Below are 19,955 nucleotides of genomic sequence, written 5' to 3'. Positions count from 1 at the left end.
AAGTTGATGGCAAATTTACGTTTTTCTCCGTTATTTTTAGCGACAGGCCTGTTACTTGGTGGCAGTCTCTTTAGCCTTAGTGTTACAGAAGCTCAGGCGATATTAGATCCTCTTCCTCAAAATGATGGTTTACTTAAGTTAATGGGAAAGCTTGAGTCAGCCAGAGACCCTAAGTGCCATGCTACGGCGACACGATTAGAAGGGCTCATTTATGGTACGCCGTTGAGCGATGATGCGCGCTACCTAAAAGCAGAGTTACAGCAGATATTAATTCGCAATATTTGGGCGCAGGCCGCGGAAGCTAACCCATCATTAACATTATTGTCAATTGACCAGATTAAACCCGCCGCTAACCGCTTTTTTAAAGCAGTGCAGCAAGATAATTTTTGGCGAGTAACCACTCCTTCTATTTCGGTGGATATCGATACTCGCGATCAAGAACATTATGGTTCTATTGCATATAGTTTTCGTGCCATGCTGGCAGTGCAACAAGAGACACTGCTCGATATAGACAGCAACTTACCTATGTTGAGTGATGAGGCTGCACAATTTATTACGGCGCAGATAGATCTTGTTACCTTATCTTTACTCAAACAAGCGGACACTCTAGCAAGAGTGAATAATCAGTATCAAGTAACGAAAGAGACCATGTCAGCAAGTTGGCAAAGTTTATTTTCTGAAGGCTCTGAGACGTTAATCGCTGGGCAACCTTTGACTAAAGGTGTTAAAAATTCGCCACCCACAGGTTTGCTTATGGAATTGATTGAGCAGAAAATTGCTGCTTTTGAACAATATAATCAAGTGAATCAAACTCTCTTCGCTAGAAACTTACAAGTCTATTTTGCTAAGTTAGCGCTTCCTAAAAATGCCCAACAGTCTGCTGAGTTTAAGCGTTATTTCACTGAAGCGATGATTGCATTTAGTGCTAATTTTTATTTGCAGTCACAAGCCCAAGCTCAAACTGGTTCTTTGATTAAAGAGGCCGACGTTGCTTTGGCGATGCAGAGCCTTTTACCCCACGATGTTAATGAATATGAAGATGTGATTTTTTATCCCAAGTATCCTCAAGACAAACAGGTGGTCATTGAGTCTTACGATATGGACTCGTTTAGAGACTCTGGACTGCATTGGTTGTACTTGAAAGAAGCACTATCTGATTTAGGTGAGCGGGTTACTTTAGAAGCGGATCCTTTTGCCGCAGAGTTACTCTCAGAAGCTATTGCTCATTACGGGGTATTGTTGCTACGCACAGCAGGTGAGCAAGGTAAGGCAAGTAAGCAAACAGCACTTTCAGCCGCTTTGGTTAGCACAGCTTATGAGCAGATTAATGGTGAGGTCAACACTCATAATCAATATCAGCCTGAGCCACTTGCAGCGCCTATTATTGTCTCTGCTGGTGACGAAGAGAGTAAGGTCATTCGCTATTTCGATAATGTGACAGATTCGCACAATATTAATTTTGAACACCGTTCTTCAGATTGGTTAAGTCGCCAATTGCGCAGTTATTTGAATAAAGACGCGAGTACCGGAATCTCTACAATCCCGCCAGCATTTGGTGGAGGAGGCGTTGCCGCTGAAGACGTTAATGGTGATGGCTTAGTTGATCTGTTTATTCTGAGTGGCTTGGGTAATAAGCTTTACCTCAATAGTGGTGATGGCTTTGTGGATATGACTAAGCAGTCCGGCTTAAGTAACATTAGCCAGCGCAAGGTGTTGAGGGGAGCTCAAGTGCTTGCGGGGGAGCCGCGCCAACCACTTATTGCCGATTGGGATAACGATGGTGATCAGGATTTGATGGTCACTTATGTCGATGAACCGCATCGAATCTATAGCAATAATGGTGATGGTACTTTTATTGAAGTGACGGAAAAAGCAAACTTGGGTGGTAGCGGTAAGGTGGGAGGGCCGGCTACGACCTTAGATGTTAATAATGATGGCTTACTCGATATCTATATTGAATATTTTGGTAATTATCTTAAAGGAGACCTGCCGACACTTAAGCGTCGTAATGATAACGGTGGTGTTAATGAGTTGTATATTAACAAAGGCAATTTTGTTTTTGAGCAGGCCAAAGATGCGTTAGGCGCCAATAATTCGGGGTGGGGCCAAGCCGTAACCCATACGGATTTGAATATGGATGGTTGGCAAGACCTTATCGTCGGCAATGACTTTGGTGTTAACGGGTATTATATCAACCAAAAAGGCAAAGGTTTTGTCGATTACGCGAGTAAACTGGGCACTGCGAAACCTTCTTACACCATGAATCTTAGCCTAAGCGATCTTAATCAGGATGGCGTGGCCGACGTCTATATTTCCAATATTGTCACCATGAATAAAGATCAGAAGTATGTGCTACCGAGTGAAGATACTCAGGCGGAGTTTAATCCTGATAAGTTGGCAAACATGCGAGTAGTTGAAGGTAATGATCTATTTATTAGTGGGTTTACAGCAAATGGTGCGTTGAGATTCCAAGCCAGTGATAAGGTCGGCCGTGGTTACTCGTCTACTGGCTGGGCATGGGATGCCGATTTTTTTGATGTTGATAACGATGGTGATGACGATCTATACGTACTTAACGGGATGAACGATTATTACGTCTATTCAACTGAAAACCCTTATTACGCCGATCCAAATACCGGTGAAAGTGTTAATGCACGTTTTCCAGATGCGGCTAAAGCCAGCAATGTATTTTTTCTAAATAATGCTGGTGGCTTAGTAAATACTTCTAGTCAAAGTGGACTCGACTTTGTGGGGAATTCTCGTTCGGCGACCTATTTTGATTTAGATAACGATGGCGATTTAGATGTACTGGTTAATAATTATCACGATAAAGCACAGCTATTTGAAAACAAAGCTGAATCACTAAAAAATAACTGGCTTAAGTTACGACTAGAGGGCTTGCCCGATGATGGGGTGAACTTAGATGGTATTGGTGCACAGATCATTGTTGGTTTCGGGGAGTCCGGCTATGGTTGGCGACAGGTCAATGGCAGCCAAGGCTATATGTCAGTACATCCAAAAGAGCAGGTATTTGGTTTAGGTCAAGAGCAAAAGGCAAGGGTTATGGTTATTTGGCCGAATGGTAAGCGCCAAGCGTTTGCTAATGTTGATGCTAATAAGTCGTATACCATCAAATATCGAGCTGAAGCGGTCAAATAATGCGCTTGATTCTGTTTATTATTGCGCTGCTAAGCGGCGGCGCGAGTGCAAACGATTTTGATTCGGTATTTGAATCACGTAAATCCTGGTTTGATGAGCGTGGTTTACTCGATAATGCGTATCAAGCCAATGGAAAACCACAGTATATCAATGCACTCATTGATGCCGATTCCCCCTATTTGCTCAGTCATGCATTGCAACCTGTTGATTGGGTTCAATGGCAACCACTGTTTGAACATGATTTTGCTAGCGGCAATAAACTCATTTTTATTTCAATTGGTTATGAAACCTGCCACTGGTGCCATGTAATGGCACAGGAGAGTTTTAATTCTGAAGCGGTAGCCGCAGTATTAAACCAGCACTTTGTGAGTATTAAAGTTGACAGAGAGCAGTGGCCATTAGTGGATAATCGTTACAAGCTTGCATTAGAGCTTTTAAAGGGGGAGGCAGGTTGGCCAATCAATGTCGTCTTAACACCGCAAGGCAAAGTTCTCTGGGCGGACTCCTATCTTCCTGCTAGTCAGTTTACCAAGGTGATTAATGCGTTGAGTCAGCGCTGGCAAACAAATCCTAATGCTCTACAAACCGTTGCTGCGGGCATATCTGCACGATTGGAAGCTCCTTTTAGTTCAACAACATCTAACGACCTAGATCCGCATATTGTGATCACCGAGCTTAACGCAAAACGTTTAGTCGCTTTGGAAGAGGAAGCGAGTAGCGGTGGTCCCAGGTTTTTACGAGAGTACTGGCTATTGGGGTTGCTAGAACAGTACTTAGATGGTGGTGAGCAGCGAATTTTAGAAGTAGTAAAGCGCCATGTTGATGGGATATTGCTTAGCCCGACCTATGATGCCGTTGATGGTGGTTTTCACCGCTATGCGGTGGATGGTAACTGGCTACAGCCGCATTTCGAAAAGATGCTTTATACTCAAGCGTTTATGATAAAAGTACTCGCACGCCTCTATCTCATTACTGACGAGATCCAGTATTTGGCAGCGATGGAGCAAACCATTGCTTGGGTTGATCACTCTTTATATCAATCTCATGGTCGTTCATCTGCGATGTCGGCCATTTCAGGAGGAGAAGAGGGGAGTTATTACCGTTTTGTCTCGACGGATCAATCGTTGCTATCTGAGTCTGGCTTTAATTATTATGCCAATAGTAAGCCTAGCTTGGCAGCGTTAGCAGCTTTAGGTATAGATTGGCGTAATAATCAGTTTCATCAGAAATTGGTTGCGCGACGTCATCAAAATGTAGCGCCGCTGGTCGACGAGAAAGTGATTGTGAGCTGGAATGCAATGTATATTGATGCGTTAGTTGACGCTTATCAAGTGACGAGTAAAAAACAATTCTTAGAGAGTGCAATACAGATTGCTGATCACTTGTGGGCTGCGGCGCGCAGTAATAACGTGCTTTACCGTATTGTATTTCAAGGGCGCCCCAGTATTGAGGCAACTTATGAAGATTATGCTTGGTTCGCTAGCGCCTTGCTAAAATTGAGTCTCTATGAAACTGTTTACCAATCTGATTTATCCAAAAGCACTTCTTTTCAAAAGGCAAGCGAGAGCGATTTCAAAGCAAGAGCAACTTGGTTATTGGATCTATTATCAAAATCGTATCGGTATGAAACGCTAAAAACTTTGGCCCAGGATGGTGAGCTACCTTCGGTCTATTCCAGCGTTTATAAGGCAATGGCTTTAGGTTATGAAAGTTTGGGTAATAAACAATACCGAATGACTGCAAAACAATTGATAAAGAAACACAGTGTCAAAAATGACGATATTCAAGACAATTATAGTTTTTGGGCTGCAATTTTTAAGCAAACTAACCACCTTAGCTTGAGGGCTTCTTATTTTGCGAAAGGACGAGGTAAGGTTACAGTGAGTCGTTATGGCCCTGATCTGGTGGTTGAACTTTATTTGGTCCCTGGATGGCATGTAAATGCGAATCCTAGTGCCAACGAAAAACTAATAGCGACCGAGATAGATGTTGTTAGCCATAAAGGTTTTTTCGTTGCAGACTATCCAAGTCCAACGCTGCATAAACTTAGCTTTAGCCAGTCATTACTTAAGCTCTATGAAGGGCGGACACGCATAGAACTTAGTGCTAAGTCCAGTTCATCAGGTAACACTAAAGGCCCGATAAAGGTGAAAGTGAGGCTGCAGGCTTGTTCAGATAAACTATGCCTATTGCCCGAGATCATTACTCTTGTGCTGTAAATTTTCAAAAAACTAGTGCTGTTTGTTTTTTGTCATCATGACCATTTGGAGTGATGTTATCTCGCCTCTAACACAATCGCTATCGTAAGAAGGATAGGTTTAGATAGGAGAGGGTGAGTGCTTTAATTCTCAAGGCTTGTCAATTGTAATCATGAAGCGTAGGCTGCGCTCAATACTCATTGCTGTTTTATCCGTTAATAGGAGAGTTTCGTGAAAGGTATCATATTGGCCGGTGGTACTGGTACACGGCTATACCCCATTACTCGGAGCGTCTCTAAGCAGTTGCTACCCGTCTATGACAAGCCGATGATCTACTACCCCATCTCGGTGCTGATGCTCGCAGGTATTCGCGACATTCTGATCATTACGACTCCTGATGAGCAGCTGTTATTTAGGCGCCTGTTAGGTGACGGCAGCGACTTTGGTGTCACGCTATCTTATGAAATACAGCCAAAACCTGAAGGGATAGCACAAGCATTCATTATTGCTGAAGAGTTCATCGGCGATGACAGTGTTTGCTTAGTGCTTGGTGACAATGTGTTTTATGGTCAAGGGTTCAGTGAAACCTTAAAGCGCACCGTAGCAGACTTAGAAGATGAAGATGCGAAGGGAGCGACCATATTTGCTTACCAAGTAGATCAGGCCGAGCGTTTCGGTGTGGTGGAGTTTGATGAAGGTTTTAATGTTCAATCGATAGAAGAGAAACCACAGCAACCTAAATCTAACTGGGCGGTTACTGGGCTCTACTTTTACGACCATCAGGTGGTCGAGATTGCAAAAGGTTTGCTTCCTTCAAAGCGTGGTGAGTTAGAGATTACAGAGATAAATCAAGCTTATTTGAAGCGTGGGCAGCTAAGTGTAGAATTACTGGGACGGGGTTTTGCCTGGCTCGATACTGGCACGTTCGATAGTCTGCAACAGGCATCCTCATTTGTTCAAACCATTGAAACCGTTCAAGGCCTAAAGGTCGCTTGTCTAGAAGAGATTGCTTGGCGTAATGGCTGGTTGAGCGATGATGAAATTAAGCGCCTAGCAACGCCGATGCTTAACAATAGCTATGGCCAATATTTGATATCACTGTTAAAAACTGCTGGTGTCATTGAAGGTTAATCGCTATCGGTAAGTCGTCGCAACCGACTAGCTTTGTTCATTGTGAGTTAAGAATGCGGTGTAATTCCGGATGTAGGCAACTTCACTTATAATGGTTAGCAGGGATTAATATAAAGAGGCAAATTATGTCACCTCAAACATTCATATTGTGTTCGTTATTAGGATTTACTGTCGCCACGCTATTAATCCTTGCTGTGGGTTACTTCGGCATTTGGAAGAATAAAGGCTAACGAGCTTGAAAAACACCGTCAAAGTGGCATCGCTGATTACTTTTTCGGTGTAATGGAACTTAAAGCTGAAGTGTAATCAAGAGTAGCTTGAGCGTGTTTATCACATTTTTTAGGGTTCTTATCTAACCACGTTAGAATTTAATTTGGCAGCGCATGAGCCGTCAAATTAAGCTGCTTTCTTGGTTCATTTAACAAGATTACTCGCGGTTGTCTCATCTCATAATCTTCATTTAGATATAAAAGCATACGATGTCTTTCAATCGCAATAGGCACTATCTATTTAGTCATTATCAATTAAGTAATTTTTGGGCAACGAGATTGCCTACTTAGAAATCATGAACTAACAGTGACTAGCAATGCCGATGTTTAAGAATTGTTAAGGTCGTTATTTGATGTGTTCGATAAGCAACACATAAAGGCGATAAACTGTGGGCTATAGGGGCAAGATGTCGAGTGATGGAATGCACGCGAGGGGAGTAGGCTACCAGAGCATTGAACGGGTTAATAGATCGATTGAGTTGCTATGGAGAAACGGTTATCAAGCGAGTAGACTAGTAGGTCAGTGGTAAAATTACTCAAAAAATAGTTTCATGCTAACGGAATCCCCAATGAAATTTCTTGTAGATGTTCATGCGCATACCATCGCCTCCACCCATGCTTATAGCACCGTTCATGATTACCTTTCTGTGGCAAAAGAGAAGGGGATTAAGTTGTTTGCTATTACCGACCATGGGCCCGATATGGCGGATGCGCCGCACTTTTGGCACTTTGTAAATATGCGAGTATTACCTCGGGTTGTAGGTGGTGTTGGAGTTCTTCGTGGCATTGAAGCCAATATAAAAAATGAACATGGTGAAATCGACTTTTTTGGTGATTATCTGCAAGAGCTAGATATTGTTTTGGCTGGTTTTCATGAGCCTGTTTTTCCGCCTTCGACCAAAGAGGCTCACACTAAGGCCTTAATAAACTGCATTGAAAGTGGCTACGTTGATATTATCAGTCATCCAGGTAATCCAGCATATCCGATTGATATTAAGCGTGTTGCTGTTGCAGCCGCAAAACATAACGTGGCACTTGAGATCAATAACTCTTCTTTTTTGACCTCAAGAAAAGGCAGTTTAAGCAACTGCACTGAAATTGCTTGTGCGGTGAAAGATGCTGGTGGCCTTTTGGTCATGGGCTCAGACTCCCATGTTGCGTTTAGCTTAGGTGAGTTTGATAAAGCCATTGAGTTAATTGAAGTCGTCGCATTTCCGATTGAACGCATCTTGAATCGGAGTCCCAAAGCCTTGCTGTCTTTTTTGTCCTCAAGAGGTCATCAATCCCTTGAGGAATATGCTGTGCTAACAGAGGATGAATAAAGAAGGCGCGGGGAAGTGCGAGGTGAGTTTTAGGTAGAAATGAGGCCGCGACATAAGAGCAAGGAGCGCTCTGCTTGAACGATGAGTGGCTTGGCATGAGTCGTGGAGATTAACAAAAGATTCGTTGACGCCGTGATACGTTTGCAGAACCCCGAACCCCGAACCCTTTCTTCCCTTCGATTACTTCATATTTCTTTTTGGTATAAATAAACCTGTATTTATAACTTCTAAAATTGATTCCTGCTGGTATTATCCTATCAACATCATTTTTAGTTAATCGATCTTAGCGTAGTTGTTTAATGAAATGTTAAGCTGGGTTAGCGAGATTGGTTAATAGAAACTTGATATAACTGGAATTATACGGAAGTCGATATGTCTACAGTTCACACCCACTTGAAACAACTCGAAGCTGAATCGATTCAAATTATGCGCGAGGTTGCCGCAGAGTTTGATAATCCCGTCATGCTTTATTCTGTTGGCAAAGATTCTTCAGTGTTACTGCATTTGGCACGAAAAGCCTTCTACCCAGGTAAGATCCCGTTTCCATTAATGCATGTCGACACAACCTGGAAGTTTAAAGAGATGATCGCGTTCCGCGATGAGACCGCTAAGAAGTATGGGTTTGATCTAATCGTTCACAAAAACCCTCGCGGTCTAGAGATGAATATCTCTCCTTTTACCCATGGTAGTGCGAAACACACCGATATCATGAAGACAGAAGGGCTAAAGCAAGCGCTTGACATGCATGGGTTTGATGCGGCCTTTGGCGGTGCGCGTCGTGATGAAGAGAAGTCTCGGGCCAAAGAGCGCGTGTACTCTTTCCGTGACAGTAAGCATCGCTGGGACCCCAAGAATCAACGTCCTGAACTGTGGAACATCTATAACGGCAAAGTGGATAAAGGCGAGAGCATTCGCGTGTTCCCATTGTCGAACTGGACCGAGCTTGATATTTGGCAATATATCTATCTTGAAGGGATTGAGATCCCATCTCTTTACTTAGCTGAACCACGTCCGGTAGTTAAGCGCGATGGCACACTTATCATGGTTGATGACGAGCGTATGGAGCTTGAACCTGGTGAAGAGGTTGAGCATAAGATGGTGCGCTTTAGAACCTTAGGCTGTTATCCGTTAACGGGCGCGGTAGAGTCACAAGCGACAACATTACCCGAGATTATTCAAGAGATGTTGCTGTGTACAACGTCAGAACGTCAGGGACGAGTGATCGATAACGATTCCTCTGGCTCGATGGAAAAGAAGAAGATGGAAGGTTACTTCTAACTCAAGCACTGAGGTTTTAAGCATTGACGGCCCATAGGCCAGGTACGCAGCAGATAACGAATACGAGAAACACCATGACTACTGAAAATACATTATTGCAGACTGACATCGAAGGTTACCTAAAGCTTCACGAAAACAAAGATATGTTGCGTATCTTGACCTGTGGCAGCGTGGACGATGGTAAGTCGACCCTGATCGGTCGCTTACTGTTTGATAGTAAGATGATTTTTGAAGATCAGATGGCAGCCATAGAGAAAGACTCTAAGCGATTTAATACCACAGATGAAGCGTTTGATTTGGCGCTATTAGTGGATGGTTTGCAGTCAGAGCGTGAGCAAGGTATCACCATTGATGTGGCCTATCGTTATTTTGCAACCGAGCAACGTAAATTTATTATTGCCGATACCCCTGGCCATGAACAATATACCCGTAACATGGCAACGGGGGCGTCGACCTCTGATTTAGCCATTATTCTTATCGATGCGCGTCATGGTGTGCAGGTGCAAACGCGCCGTCATAGTTATATCTGTTCGCAGCTGGGCATTAAGCATGTGATTATCGCAATCAATAAGATGGACGCGGTGGATTATGACCAAGGTGTGTACCAGAGTATTAAGAAAGATTATCGTGAGTTTGCCAAAGACTTAGCTTATACCGATGTGCGCTTTGTGCCTATTTCGGCGCTGAAGGGTGATAACGTGGTAAACGAAAGTACGCACATGACTTGGTACCCAGGTTCAACGCTGCTTAAGTTGTTAAACACGGTTTCTGTTGAGCAAGATAAAAGTGAGTCATTCCGATTTCAGGTACAGTATGTTAATCGTCCTAACCTCGATTTTAGAGGCTTTTGTGGCACCTTAGCGTCGGGCGAAATTAGAGTGGGCGATACGGTAGCGGCATTGCCATCGGGCAAAGAGAGTAAGATTAAGTCGATTGTTACCTTCGATGGCGAGTTAGAGAAAGCCGTTGCAGGGCAGGCGGTTACTTTAACCTTAACCGATGAAATTGATGTCAGCCGTGGCGATATGTTGGTGCGCCCTCACGACAAACCAAACTCCAGCGCACATTTTGAAGCAGATGTGGTGTGGATGACTGAAGAAGCGCTGTGCGTGGATCGTGAATATGCCATCAAACATGGCAGTAAGGCGGTATATGGTTATGCCGATGCGATTAACTATAAAGTTGATATTAATCATTTAACTCAGCATCCCGCTCAGCAGTTGGCACTGAACGAGATGGGTAACTGCCACTTTTCGGTCACCGAACCACTGCAGTTTGACCCTTATGACAACAACCGTGACACGGGTGCATTTATCATTATCGACAGGTTAACCAATGTGACCGTTGGCGCGGGAATGATCCGCAAAGCCATTGATGCGGGTAAAGGCAAAAAACGTGAGATCTCCGAGTTTGAACTTGAGATGAATGCTTTAGTGCGTAAGCATTTCCCTCATTGGGGCGTTAAAGATATTTCGAAAGCCTAACCAAGGTTGTGATGCCGAGTGCTAAGACCATTTTTTATGAATGGCTTAGCGTCGGCGCGATAACCTTATTGCAGAGCAGTGTTGCTCTAATTAAGTATCAGGTGTAAGTATCAGGTTTTTATGTCATTAAATGCATATCTCACCATCGCCATATTTCTCGCGACTATCGTGGGCTTGGTCCGATTTCAAAATCGGCCTTCGCTGGTGTTTGGCGTGACGCTACTGGTGCTGGTGGCCTTTAATTTGGTTACCAAAGAACAGCTGCTGTCGAGCATGTCAAACCCAGGTTTGGTGACTCTGGTTCTGCTTATCTTGTGCTCCTTCGCCTTAGAGAAGACCCGCTTACTGAGGGTGATTGCCTCAAAGGTCATTGTCAGTGGTTATCAAACCACGTGGCTGCGACTGTTTGGCATGACTGCACTGAGCTCAGCGCTGCTCAATAATACCGCTGTGGTGGCCACCTTACTCTCGCCTATTCGCAATAACCCCCATCATGTTGCCAGTAAACTGCTGTTACCGCTCTCCTATGCGGCAATATTGGGCGGCACGTTAACGCTAGTCGGCACCTCCACTAACCTCATTGTTAACAGTATGGTCATTGATGCGTCGGGTCAGTCGTTATCATTTTTCTCCTTTACCGCGATTGGTGCCATGTTGGTATTGGGGTGTGGCTTGGTGCTCAGGTTTGTGTCCGGTTTTTTACCCAATATCGCTCACGAAGAAACCTGCTCTAAAGGCTATTTTATCGATGCCAAAGTGGTTGAGGGGTCAGAGCTAATTGGTCGCTCGGTAGAGGACAACGGGCTTAGGCATCTCGAATCGCTATTTTTAGTCGAGGTGGTGCGTAATGGACGGTTAATTAGTCCGGTCACACCAACAGAGGTGTTGGAGCTGGGCGATCGGCTTATTTTTAGTGGTGATATCACCAAGGTAATGCAGCTGAGTCAGTTCTCTGGGCTGGAGATGTTTGCCGAAAAAAATGGCCTGCTGGACTCCAACCTTACTGAAGTGGTGGTTAAGCAAGAAAGTGTGCTGGTGGGCAAGACCATGAAAAAGGCTGGATTTAGAGCCTTGTTCGATGCCGCTGCTGTCGCGATTCGCCGTGATGGCGAAGAGATTTCGGGCAAGCTTGGTGAGGTGCATATTAAAGCTGGTGACTTTTTAGTGTTAGCGGTAGGCAAGGATTTCCTCAGTCGGCACAATATTGCTAAAAACTTCATTGTGATCAGTGGTGTTGAACCAGAAACGCGAATAAATGGTAAAAAGGCCTGGATCTCAATTGGTGGTTTTGTGCTGACATTAGCACTGGCTGCTACTGGTGTGATTGAGATGCTGCAAGGGATGCTATTATTGCTCGGCGTGTTAATTTTTAGCCAGTGTTTGAACGTTAATGAGGTGGTGCGTCGTTTCCCTGTCGACATCTGGTTAATCGTTGCATCGGCTATTTTATTGTCTCATGCGCTGGTTAATAGCGGTGTGGCAGATTTTGTCGCAACTTGGGTTGAAGGCGTTGCCGATAAAGATCATCTCATGCTGGCACTATTCTTAGTATATGTGGCGACTTGGCTGATGACCGAACTGATTACCAACAATGCCGCAGCGGCTTTGATGTTTCCCATTGCCTACAGTATTGCCTTAGGTTTTGGTGTCGATTTTCTCCCCTTTGTGATGACAGTAGCCTTTGCCGCCAGTGGCAGCTTTATTAGCCCTTATGGCTATCAAACCAACTTGATGGTTTATAATGCTGGTCGGTATCGACTCATGGATTTTGTTAAAGTGGGCGTACCCGTGAGCCTGACCTATGGTGCAATTGTACTGCTTGCAGTGCCGCTATTTTTCCCGTTTTAGGGGGTAAAAGCAGTTTCGAGTTAAAGACAGAGCAAAGAAGGCATCGAGCTACGAGTTAAAGATAGAGCAAAGAGGGCATCGGGCTACGAGCTAAAGACTGAGCAAAGAAGGCATCGGGCTACGAGCCTATGATTAAAGCCGTTATGCAACAGATTAGCCGTTGTCGTTTGTTGATTGGATTTTTACTATCGCGTAGCTCGTAGCTCGTAGCTCGTAGCTCGTAGCTCGAATTAACTTATGGATACTTTATGACATCGTTATTGAAAACTGAGGCATCGCCTTATAAAGAAATTGACAGCGAAACGGATAAATCTACCGATGTTGTGTGGCACCTTGCTAGTGTCTCCCATCAAGACCGTGTTGCGGCCAATGGCCATCAAGGCGCAGTGTTGTGGTTTACAGGCTTAAGCGGTTCAGGCAAATCTACGGTTGCTAATGCGGTTGATAAAATGCTGCATGATGTGGGCGCTAAAACCTACGTGCTTGACGGTGATAACGTACGTCATGGCCTCAATGGTGACTTAGGCTTTTCAGATAGTGACAGAATCGAAAACATCCGTCGTATCGGTGAGGTGGCTAAGCTGTTTGTCGATGCTGGCCTATTAGTCTCGACGGCGTTTATCTCCCCCTTCGCGGCAGACAGATCTCTGGTGCGCGAGTTGCTGGGTGACAAACCATTTATTGAAGTCTTTGTTGATACCCCTCTTGAGGTGTGTGAGCAGCGTGACCCAAAAGGGTTATATAAGAAGGCGCGCGCCGGTGAAATTAAGCACTTTACCGGTATCGACTCGGCTTATGATGTTCCCGCATCGCCAGAGATCCATGTTCAAACTGCAAACCAAGATGTGCAACAATGCGCCCAGCAAGTGGTGGATTATCTCAGAGCCAATGGATTAATGAGTTAAGGCGCTCCTTCGTAAGCGTATTTTAAGCAACCAGCTGTTTTAAAATGGTTTTGTAAACGAATTGATACTGTTAGTGGCTAATACCTAGCAAGCAACAGCTAATATGTAAAACCATAGAGGCATATAGCTTAAAGGTATTTGTCCTCACGCTTTGAACACATTATAAACTGAAAGCCCTGAGCATCGAATTAAGCCCTGACTTAGCGGTAAGTCAGGGCTTTTTTGTTGTTGTAGGTTAGCTTCAAGTTGTGTGTAAGGTTTCACCTAATTTAATTCTAATCATCCTCTCCCTTAACGTCACAATCTCAAGCCTTTATTAGTCGTTAGTCTAATTCTCTTTTGCTTACCACCGTGGTTGGGGAGTTTTTTAATGAGTTGTTAACATAGATTCTGTTGATTTTTTACAAGTTAGTCACTAGTATGATTCAAGTAAGCGCTTACATTTTTCATGTTGGTGTTAAAATTAAGAATAAATACGACATATTAAGCTGAATAATTTTGTTAATAAACAATGGGTTGGGCTTCGATGATGAGAAAGGTTTCTGGAACGACCAAATATTTATCCCTTGGTATTATAGCGTTGGCTATTCAGGGGTGTGGGGGAGAGACAAATACCTCCACCAATTTGGATAATGTGGATATTTCTGGGCCAGCTACGGGCTGGGAAATGGTATGGAGTGACGAGTTTAGCGGGAGTAATATTGATACGGCTAAGTGGACTCATGAGATTGATTGCGCGGGGGGAGGTAATCAAGAAGCACAATGCTACACCGATGCGCCTGAGAACTCTTGGATTGAAGATGGTGTGCTGAATATTGCAGCGTTAAAAGCCGTTGAAGGCGCAGAAAAGCCTTACACTTCAGCAAGACTCTCTACTAAAGGCAAGGCTGATTTTTTGTATGGCCGCATAGAGATGCGTGCCAAGTTGCCAGTTGGGCAGGGCAGTTGGCCAGCATTTTGGATGTTGCCCACTGACAACGTTTACGGTATTTGGCCACGAAGTGGCGAAATCGATATTGTAGAAGCGGTTAACCTAAAAGCTAAAGATGCTGAAGGTAACCCTGAAGCCCACGTGTACGGCACCCTTCATTATGGTCGTGAATGGCCTAAGAATGAGCAATCTGGCAAAGCCTATACCCTGCCTGACAACATCAACCCAGGAGATGACTTTCATACCTATGCAATTGAATGGCAGCAAGGTGAAATTCGCTGGTATGTTGATGACTACTTGTATGCGACTCAACGTCGTTCTGAGCTTAGATATAACGCTAAAGAGCAACCCGTTGGTTTAGCGTATAAAGGGTGGTTTACCGAATATTTTGATCAATCCACAGGTGACTTGAACTTAACCTGGGGCAATCAACCCTTTGATGAAAAATTCCATTTAATGCTCAATTTTGCTGTAGGTGGTAACTGGCCAATCAATGTAAATGAAACCGGCATTGATGAGGCTGCCTTTAACAGCGAAAACAAATATCAAGTTGATTATGTTAGGGTTTATCAATGTAGTGCTAACCCTGATACTGGTAAAGGTTGTGAAACTGTCCGTCCTGGTTACGATAAGCTTGATGATGCCCTCGTTGAGGGGAAAGCGCCCGCGCCAACGCCTCCATCTGATGGCGTGGCAAAAGATCTACTTATTTTTGACAGTATGCCAAATCCAAACTGGGCAGCGTGGGATTGTTGTGGTGGCTCAACGCCTGATTTAGTCGCCGATGCGGACAAAGGTGATGTTTATCGCTTTGTGGTGGGCGAAAGCCCAACGGTTAATGGGTTTATCAGTCGCTCTGCATTTATTACCGATCCTGAAGGTGTTCCAAGTCCATTTGATGCCTCACCGATAGAGTCTACTGGTGTGCTGAGTTTTGCCATGAAGTTGGTCAGTGCTCCGGCTGCACCTGATGTCACTTGGTCGGTGAAATTGGAAAGTAATGAAGGTGCGACGGCGGTGGAAGTGCCCATTACTGATAGCACTGAAGGTGTCCTGCCTACAGTAGGCCAATGGCAAACTTATAGTTTTCCTCTCTCCTTGTTAGCGTCTAAAGGGCTAGACCTATCAGCTATCGATGTGGTGATGGTGTTCCCTGCATGGGGAAGTGGCAATGGTGCCGAGTACCTTATGGATGAGGTTAAGATCGCCCGTCCAAATGCAACACTGCCTTCTGTCGTAATCTTTGCTGATAATGAAAACCCTGACTGGCCAATGTGGGATTGCTGTGGCGGTTCTACGCCTACCGTGGTCTCTGATGATGCGGAACAAGGAATCGTATCTGAATTCAGTATTGGTAGCGAGCCGACTGTGATGGGGTATACCAATCGCACTGAGTTTGGGGGTTCTGGGGCAACGTTTGATGCGAGCGCTATCTTTGAGAAAGGGTTGATTCAGTTTGACCTTAAGGTGGTCAATGCGCCAACTACACCAGATGCACCTTGGTTGTTTAAGGTGGAATCCAATAACGGTGATTCGGCTGCTGAAGTGGCATTAACCACCAGTGTTGAAGGAGTGGCGCCAACAGCCGAGTGGCAAACCTTCAGCTTCTCTTTAGCAGATCTTTCTGCTGCGGGTCTCGATATCAGTGCGATTGATGTGTTGATGATATTTCCTGCATGGGGCCAGGGTGAGGGCGCAGTTTATCGTATCGATAATGTAAAAATCTCTCAGCCCGGTGCAGAAGGCCCTTCCTTAGATGGACTTACGCTTTTTGTTGACCAAATTGCCGATGCTTGGTCGATTTGGGATTGCTGTTCGGGCAGTACTCCTGCGGTTGTCTCTGATGACAATGAACATGGAGCTGTAGCAGAGTATGTGATTGGCGAGCAACCAACTGTTGTTGGTTTCTTCGCGGACGATGGGGTTTATTACGATGCCAGTGCTGCAGTTTCTACTGGTGTGGTTCGCTTTGATATGAAGGTCGTGAGTTCGCCAAGTGATCCGAGTTCAGAATGGACATTTAAGATCGAATCTGGCGATGCAAGCAGTGCAGTGGAACTCAGTTTATCAGACAGTATTGAAGGGGGTGAGCCCGTCGTTGGCCAATGGCAAACGTACACCTTTCCCCTTCAAACGCTAGCGGATGCTGGACTTGACGCCAGTGCAATTGATGTTTTGATGGTCTTCCCCTCTTGGGGCACAGGAGATGGCGCGGTGTTCAGACTTGATAACGCTATCATAGGTACGCCTTGATATATGTGCCGATACCGCCACTTTGATTGATTTTGGTGGCGGTGCTTAATCAAATAAAACCAGTGAAGTAAGACTGTTTCAATTCAAAGAATAATGAGGCAACTATGCGCGAACAAAAATTCAGACTCAATAGATTGTCGGCCGCGTTGGCCGCTGTTATGGGGGTGGCGATGGTCCCCAATACTTTCGCCGCAGAAGAAGCTCCCGCGGTTGATGAACCAACGATCGAAGTGATTGAAGTCCGAGGGATAAGAGGAAGTCTTTATCGCTCTATGGATATTAAGCGTGGTTCAAATGGCGTGGTGGATGCGATATCTTCTGAGGAGCTTGGTAAATTTCCAGATACCAACCTAGCTGAGTCACTGCAACGTATCACGGGCGTGACCGTAAGCCGTGCAAATGGTGAAGGTAGTCAGATCACTGTGCGTGGTTTTGGCCCTGAATACAACTTGATCACCGTTAACGGCCGACAGATGCCAGGCACAGGTTACACGCGCTCATATAATTTAGAGAACCTGTCATCAGAAGGGGTTAAAACCCTTGAAGTCGTCAAAACTGCACGTGCAGAAACGCCGACAGGTGGCCTTGGTGCTACGGTAAACATCATCACTCAAAAACCGCTAGATAATCCGGGACAATCGTTTAACCTGTCTGCTAAAGGGATCTATGACGAGTCCAATGAGCTAGGCGATGATATTACCCCTGAAGTCGCGGCCATTTACAGCAACACCTTTCTCGATGATGACTTCGGCATCATGGTGTCAGTATCACAACAGGAAAGAGATTTCCGTCAGCAGACTGCCAATGTTCAGGGGTGGGTCGCTCAAACAGACAACAGTCGTTTACCTATTCTCGCTGGGCAACAAGGGCTAGATCATCGCGAGAAAGATGCAGACGGTAACCCTATTGCCAACTTTAAAGATGCCGATGGCAATGCCATTGCGCCATTTTTTATGCCAAGGGACTTGAACTTCAGCATCAGTGATGTAGAACGCGAGCGCACCAATGGCATGGTGTCATTGCAATATAGTCCTATCGACAGTTTAGTGATAACCGCTGATTATATGGGAACCCGAGCGCTAACGGCGACGAATGGCTTTGGCTGGGGGATATGGAACTCTTCAACCGATGGCTCGCCGCTCATTGGTTATGAAATTGACGAGAACGGCACTGGTGTTTATTCAGAGATCCGTGGTGGCGATGGATCATTTACAGCCGAACGCAATACCACTGAAGTTAGAGCAGATAGTATTGGCTTAAATCTCGATTGGAGTGCGAATGAATATTGGCGCTTTACCTTCGACTATCACGATTCATCCAATAAGATTGATAATGGTGCCGATAAAGGGCTGGGCAGTGCAGCTCAAATCATTTTGGGGTCAGATCAGCTAGCCTCAAAGGTTTACGATTACCGTACTGGTGACATCCCTAATTACCTGATCAACTGGAATAATGGGACTAATCAGCTCTCTCCTGGTGAGATAGACTCTAACTTTAGTCAGTTTATCCACTCTCCAGGTGAAAGTGATATTCAGCAGGCGCAGTTTAATACCAACTGGTATCCAGAGTTTTATGATGCTCTCGTAAAAGTGGATTTCGGCGCGTCTTACACTAAGCAGTCGATGTCTGGGACAACCGCGTGGAGTGGTTTACGTGGCGGCCCAGGCTTTAATCCGTCTTACACTGAGATCTTCCCTGATGGTATGTTTCAGGCACATGATGCTTCTGGATTGTTGGACGCCCTCGGCGGCGGTGGAAGCAGCATAAACCCTGATTACTATTATACCTTTAGCTTTGACGAAGCCATTGCACGTCAGCTGGCTTATATTACCCCCGACATTGCTGGCGATAACTATTACTCAATCGACCCTTACATTGACGGTATTGACAGCTCAAGCCTAGTGGAAGAAGAGACGCTTGCATTGTATCTAACCACTCAATGGGGGTTTGACATTGGTGATGTCGCTGTGAACGTTAATCTGGGCCTGAGATATGAGCAAACAGATACCTCAAGCACGGTTAAACAACGAGTTGAAGAGCAAGTCGTTTGGGCAAGCCCTACAGAGTGGATCATGAAATATGTCGATGGGGGAGATGATAACTATCTTACTCAAACTGGCGATTATGATGTTTGGCTACCAATGTTAGACATTGATGCGGAAGTGGTGGAAGACGTTGTGGTGCGTTTTTCAGCAGGTAAAACCATTGCCCGCCCATTGCTGGGTGACATGGTGGCAGGCCGAAGCTTAAGTGGTAGCCCCAAAATTGGTGCGCGTCGCGGGGGAAGTGGTAATCCTGGTCTACTGCCTTTGGAATCGTTTAACTTAGATCTATCCTTGGAATACTACTATGCTGATGCCAGTTATGCGGCGATTGGTTTATTCCACAAGGATGTCGATAACTTCGTTTCACGCTCGACATCGCAAACGACGATCGATGGTTTGCATGATGTCTACAACAGTCCACGTTACCTCGAGGCCGTTTCACAGCTTGAGTCGGCAGGCACTGCCGTTAATGAAAATACCATTTTCGAGCAAATGATTGCCAATGGATATGGTAATGCAGATGGCCAGATTGCGCCGCTAGACTCAGATCCGTTAATCGTTTGGGACCTAACAAGCCCAGTAAACAGTAACAAAAAGTCAGTACAGGGGATTGAGTTAGCGTTTCAACATGTATTTGGTGAATCGGGCTTTGGTCTAGGCGTCAATGGCACACTTGTCGAAGGCGATGTTGAGTTTGACCCCTACAGCCTTGCACAACAGCAACCGCTGGAAGGCTTGGGTAATTCAGCCAACTTTCAAGCCTTCTATGAGAAGGATGGGTTATCGGTGAAATTTACCTATGCTTGGCGTGATAGCTATCTGATTGGCGTAGGACAATCTCAGGGGTCTGCCGATGCGCCGCCACAATATGCCAAGGACTTTGGTCAACTTGATGCGAGCATCAACTACGATGTCAACGAATACTTAACGGTATTTCTTGAAGGCATCAACCTTAACAATGAAGTTGAGCAGGGCTATGGTCGGTTTGAAGAGCAGTTCCTATTTGCTAATCAGTACGGTAGCCGTTACGCATTAGGGGCAAGAGTATCTTTTTAACGCCTAATGTAGGTCGTTTATAAAGAGATACACAATAAAAACGCTGAGAGACTACTCAGCGTTTTTTTCTGCTTAT

At 45.0% G+C, this 19,955-nt stretch carries 10 protein-coding genes; all 10 read left to right on the top strand.

Annotated elements, in window-relative coordinates:
- The first annotated feature begins 6 nt into the window (after positions 1-6).
- The 10 genes from BEL05_RS06980 to BEL05_RS06935 all read left to right on the top strand — a co-directional run bounded on the left by BEL05_RS06980 (position 7) and on the right by BEL05_RS06935 (position 19,879).
- Entirely contained in the window at positions 7-3,159 is a 3,153-nt protein-coding gene (locus tag BEL05_RS06980) for a CRTAC1 family protein (RefSeq protein WP_083250316.1), read from the top strand.
- Positions 3,159-5,378 carry a thioredoxin domain-containing protein gene (locus BEL05_RS06975; protein ID WP_069670715.1) on the top strand — a complete coding sequence of 740 codons (2,220 nt, stop codon included), beginning with the start codon at positions 3,159-3,161 and terminating at the stop codon, positions 5,376-5,378. Before BEL05_RS06980 ends, BEL05_RS06975 begins: the two co-directional genes overlap by 1 nt.
- A 210-nt stretch (positions 5,379-5,588) precedes the next feature.
- Complete coding sequence (gene rfbA, locus BEL05_RS06970) at positions 5,589-6,488, top strand: glucose-1-phosphate thymidylyltransferase RfbA (protein ID WP_069670714.1); 900 nt, start codon at positions 5,589-5,591, stop codon at positions 6,486-6,488.
- A gap of 838 nt (positions 6,489-7,326) precedes the next feature.
- Positions 7,327-8,079: a phosphatase gene (locus tag BEL05_RS06965; RefSeq protein WP_069670713.1), complete on the top strand. Its 753-nt coding sequence runs from the start codon at positions 7,327-7,329 to the stop codon at positions 8,077-8,079.
- A gap of 372 nt (positions 8,080-8,451) precedes the next feature.
- Positions 8,452-9,357, top strand: coding sequence for a sulfate adenylyltransferase subunit CysD (cysD, locus tag BEL05_RS06960; protein ID WP_069670712.1), 906 nt, complete (start codon positions 8,452-8,454; stop codon positions 9,355-9,357).
- Positions 9,358-9,431: 74 nt separating this feature from the next.
- Positions 9,432-10,841 (top strand): sulfate adenylyltransferase subunit CysN, encoded by a 1,410-nt coding sequence (cysN, locus tag BEL05_RS06955; protein ID WP_069670711.1) that lies wholly within the window; start codon positions 9,432-9,434, stop codon positions 10,839-10,841.
- A gap of 120 nt (positions 10,842-10,961) precedes the next feature.
- A complete protein-coding gene (locus tag BEL05_RS06950) occupies positions 10,962-12,689 on the top strand; it encodes an SLC13 family permease (protein WP_069670710.1) in 1,728 nt (575 codons plus the stop codon).
- Positions 12,690-12,937: 248 nt separating this feature from the next.
- On the top strand, positions 12,938-13,594 hold the full coding sequence (gene cysC / locus BEL05_RS06945) for an adenylyl-sulfate kinase (protein WP_069670709.1): 657 nt from the start codon (positions 12,938-12,940) through the stop codon (positions 13,592-13,594).
- Between the two features lie 529 nt (positions 13,595-14,123).
- The gene (locus tag BEL05_RS06940; RefSeq protein ID WP_439332366.1) at positions 14,124-16,778 is read left to right on the top strand and encodes a family 16 glycosylhydrolase; all 2,655 of its coding nucleotides are present in this window, start codon (positions 14,124-14,126) and stop codon (positions 16,776-16,778) included.
- A 104-nt stretch (positions 16,779-16,882) separates the two neighbouring features.
- Positions 16,883-19,879: a TonB-dependent receptor gene (locus BEL05_RS06935; RefSeq protein ID WP_069670707.1), complete on the top strand. Its 2,997-nt coding sequence runs from the start codon at positions 16,883-16,885 to the stop codon at positions 19,877-19,879.
- The last annotated feature ends 76 nt before the right edge of the window (positions 19,880-19,955 follow it).

It is taken from the genome of Shewanella colwelliana (genome assembly GCF_001735525.1).
GTDB classification, from domain to species: Bacteria; Pseudomonadota; Gammaproteobacteria; order Enterobacterales; family Shewanellaceae; genus Shewanella; species Shewanella colwelliana.
Note: the sequence above shows the minus strand (reverse complement) of the source record. Positions and strands in the feature narration are given on the sequence as shown.

Excerpts from the sequence above, each read along its gene's own strand:
- BEL05_RS06980 (WP_083250316.1), top strand. The coding sequence starts at position 7 with ATGGCAAATTTACGTTTTTCTCCGTTATTTTTAGCGACAGGCCTGTTA.
- BEL05_RS06975 (WP_069670715.1), top strand. The coding sequence starts at position 3,159 with ATGCGCTTGATTCTGTTTATTATTGCGCTGCTAAGCGGCGGCGCGAGT.
- BEL05_RS06965 (WP_069670713.1), top strand. The coding sequence starts at position 7,327 with ATGAAATTTCTTGTAGATGTTCATGCGCATACCATCGCCTCCACCCAT.
- cysD (WP_069670712.1), top strand. The coding sequence starts at position 8,452 with ATGTCTACAGTTCACACCCACTTGAAACAACTCGAAGCTGAATCGATT.
- cysN (WP_069670711.1), top strand. The coding sequence starts at position 9,432 with ATGACTACTGAAAATACATTATTGCAGACTGACATCGAAGGTTACCTA.
- BEL05_RS06950 (WP_069670710.1), top strand. The coding sequence starts at position 10,962 with ATGTCATTAAATGCATATCTCACCATCGCCATATTTCTCGCGACTATC.
- cysC (WP_069670709.1), top strand. The coding sequence starts at position 12,938 with ATGACATCGTTATTGAAAACTGAGGCATCGCCTTATAAAGAAATTGAC.
- BEL05_RS06940 (WP_439332366.1), top strand. The coding sequence starts at position 14,124 with ATGAGAAAGGTTTCTGGAACGACCAAATATTTATCCCTTGGTATTATA.
- BEL05_RS06935 (WP_069670707.1), top strand. The coding sequence starts at position 16,883 with ATGCGCGAACAAAAATTCAGACTCAATAGATTGTCGGCCGCGTTGGCC.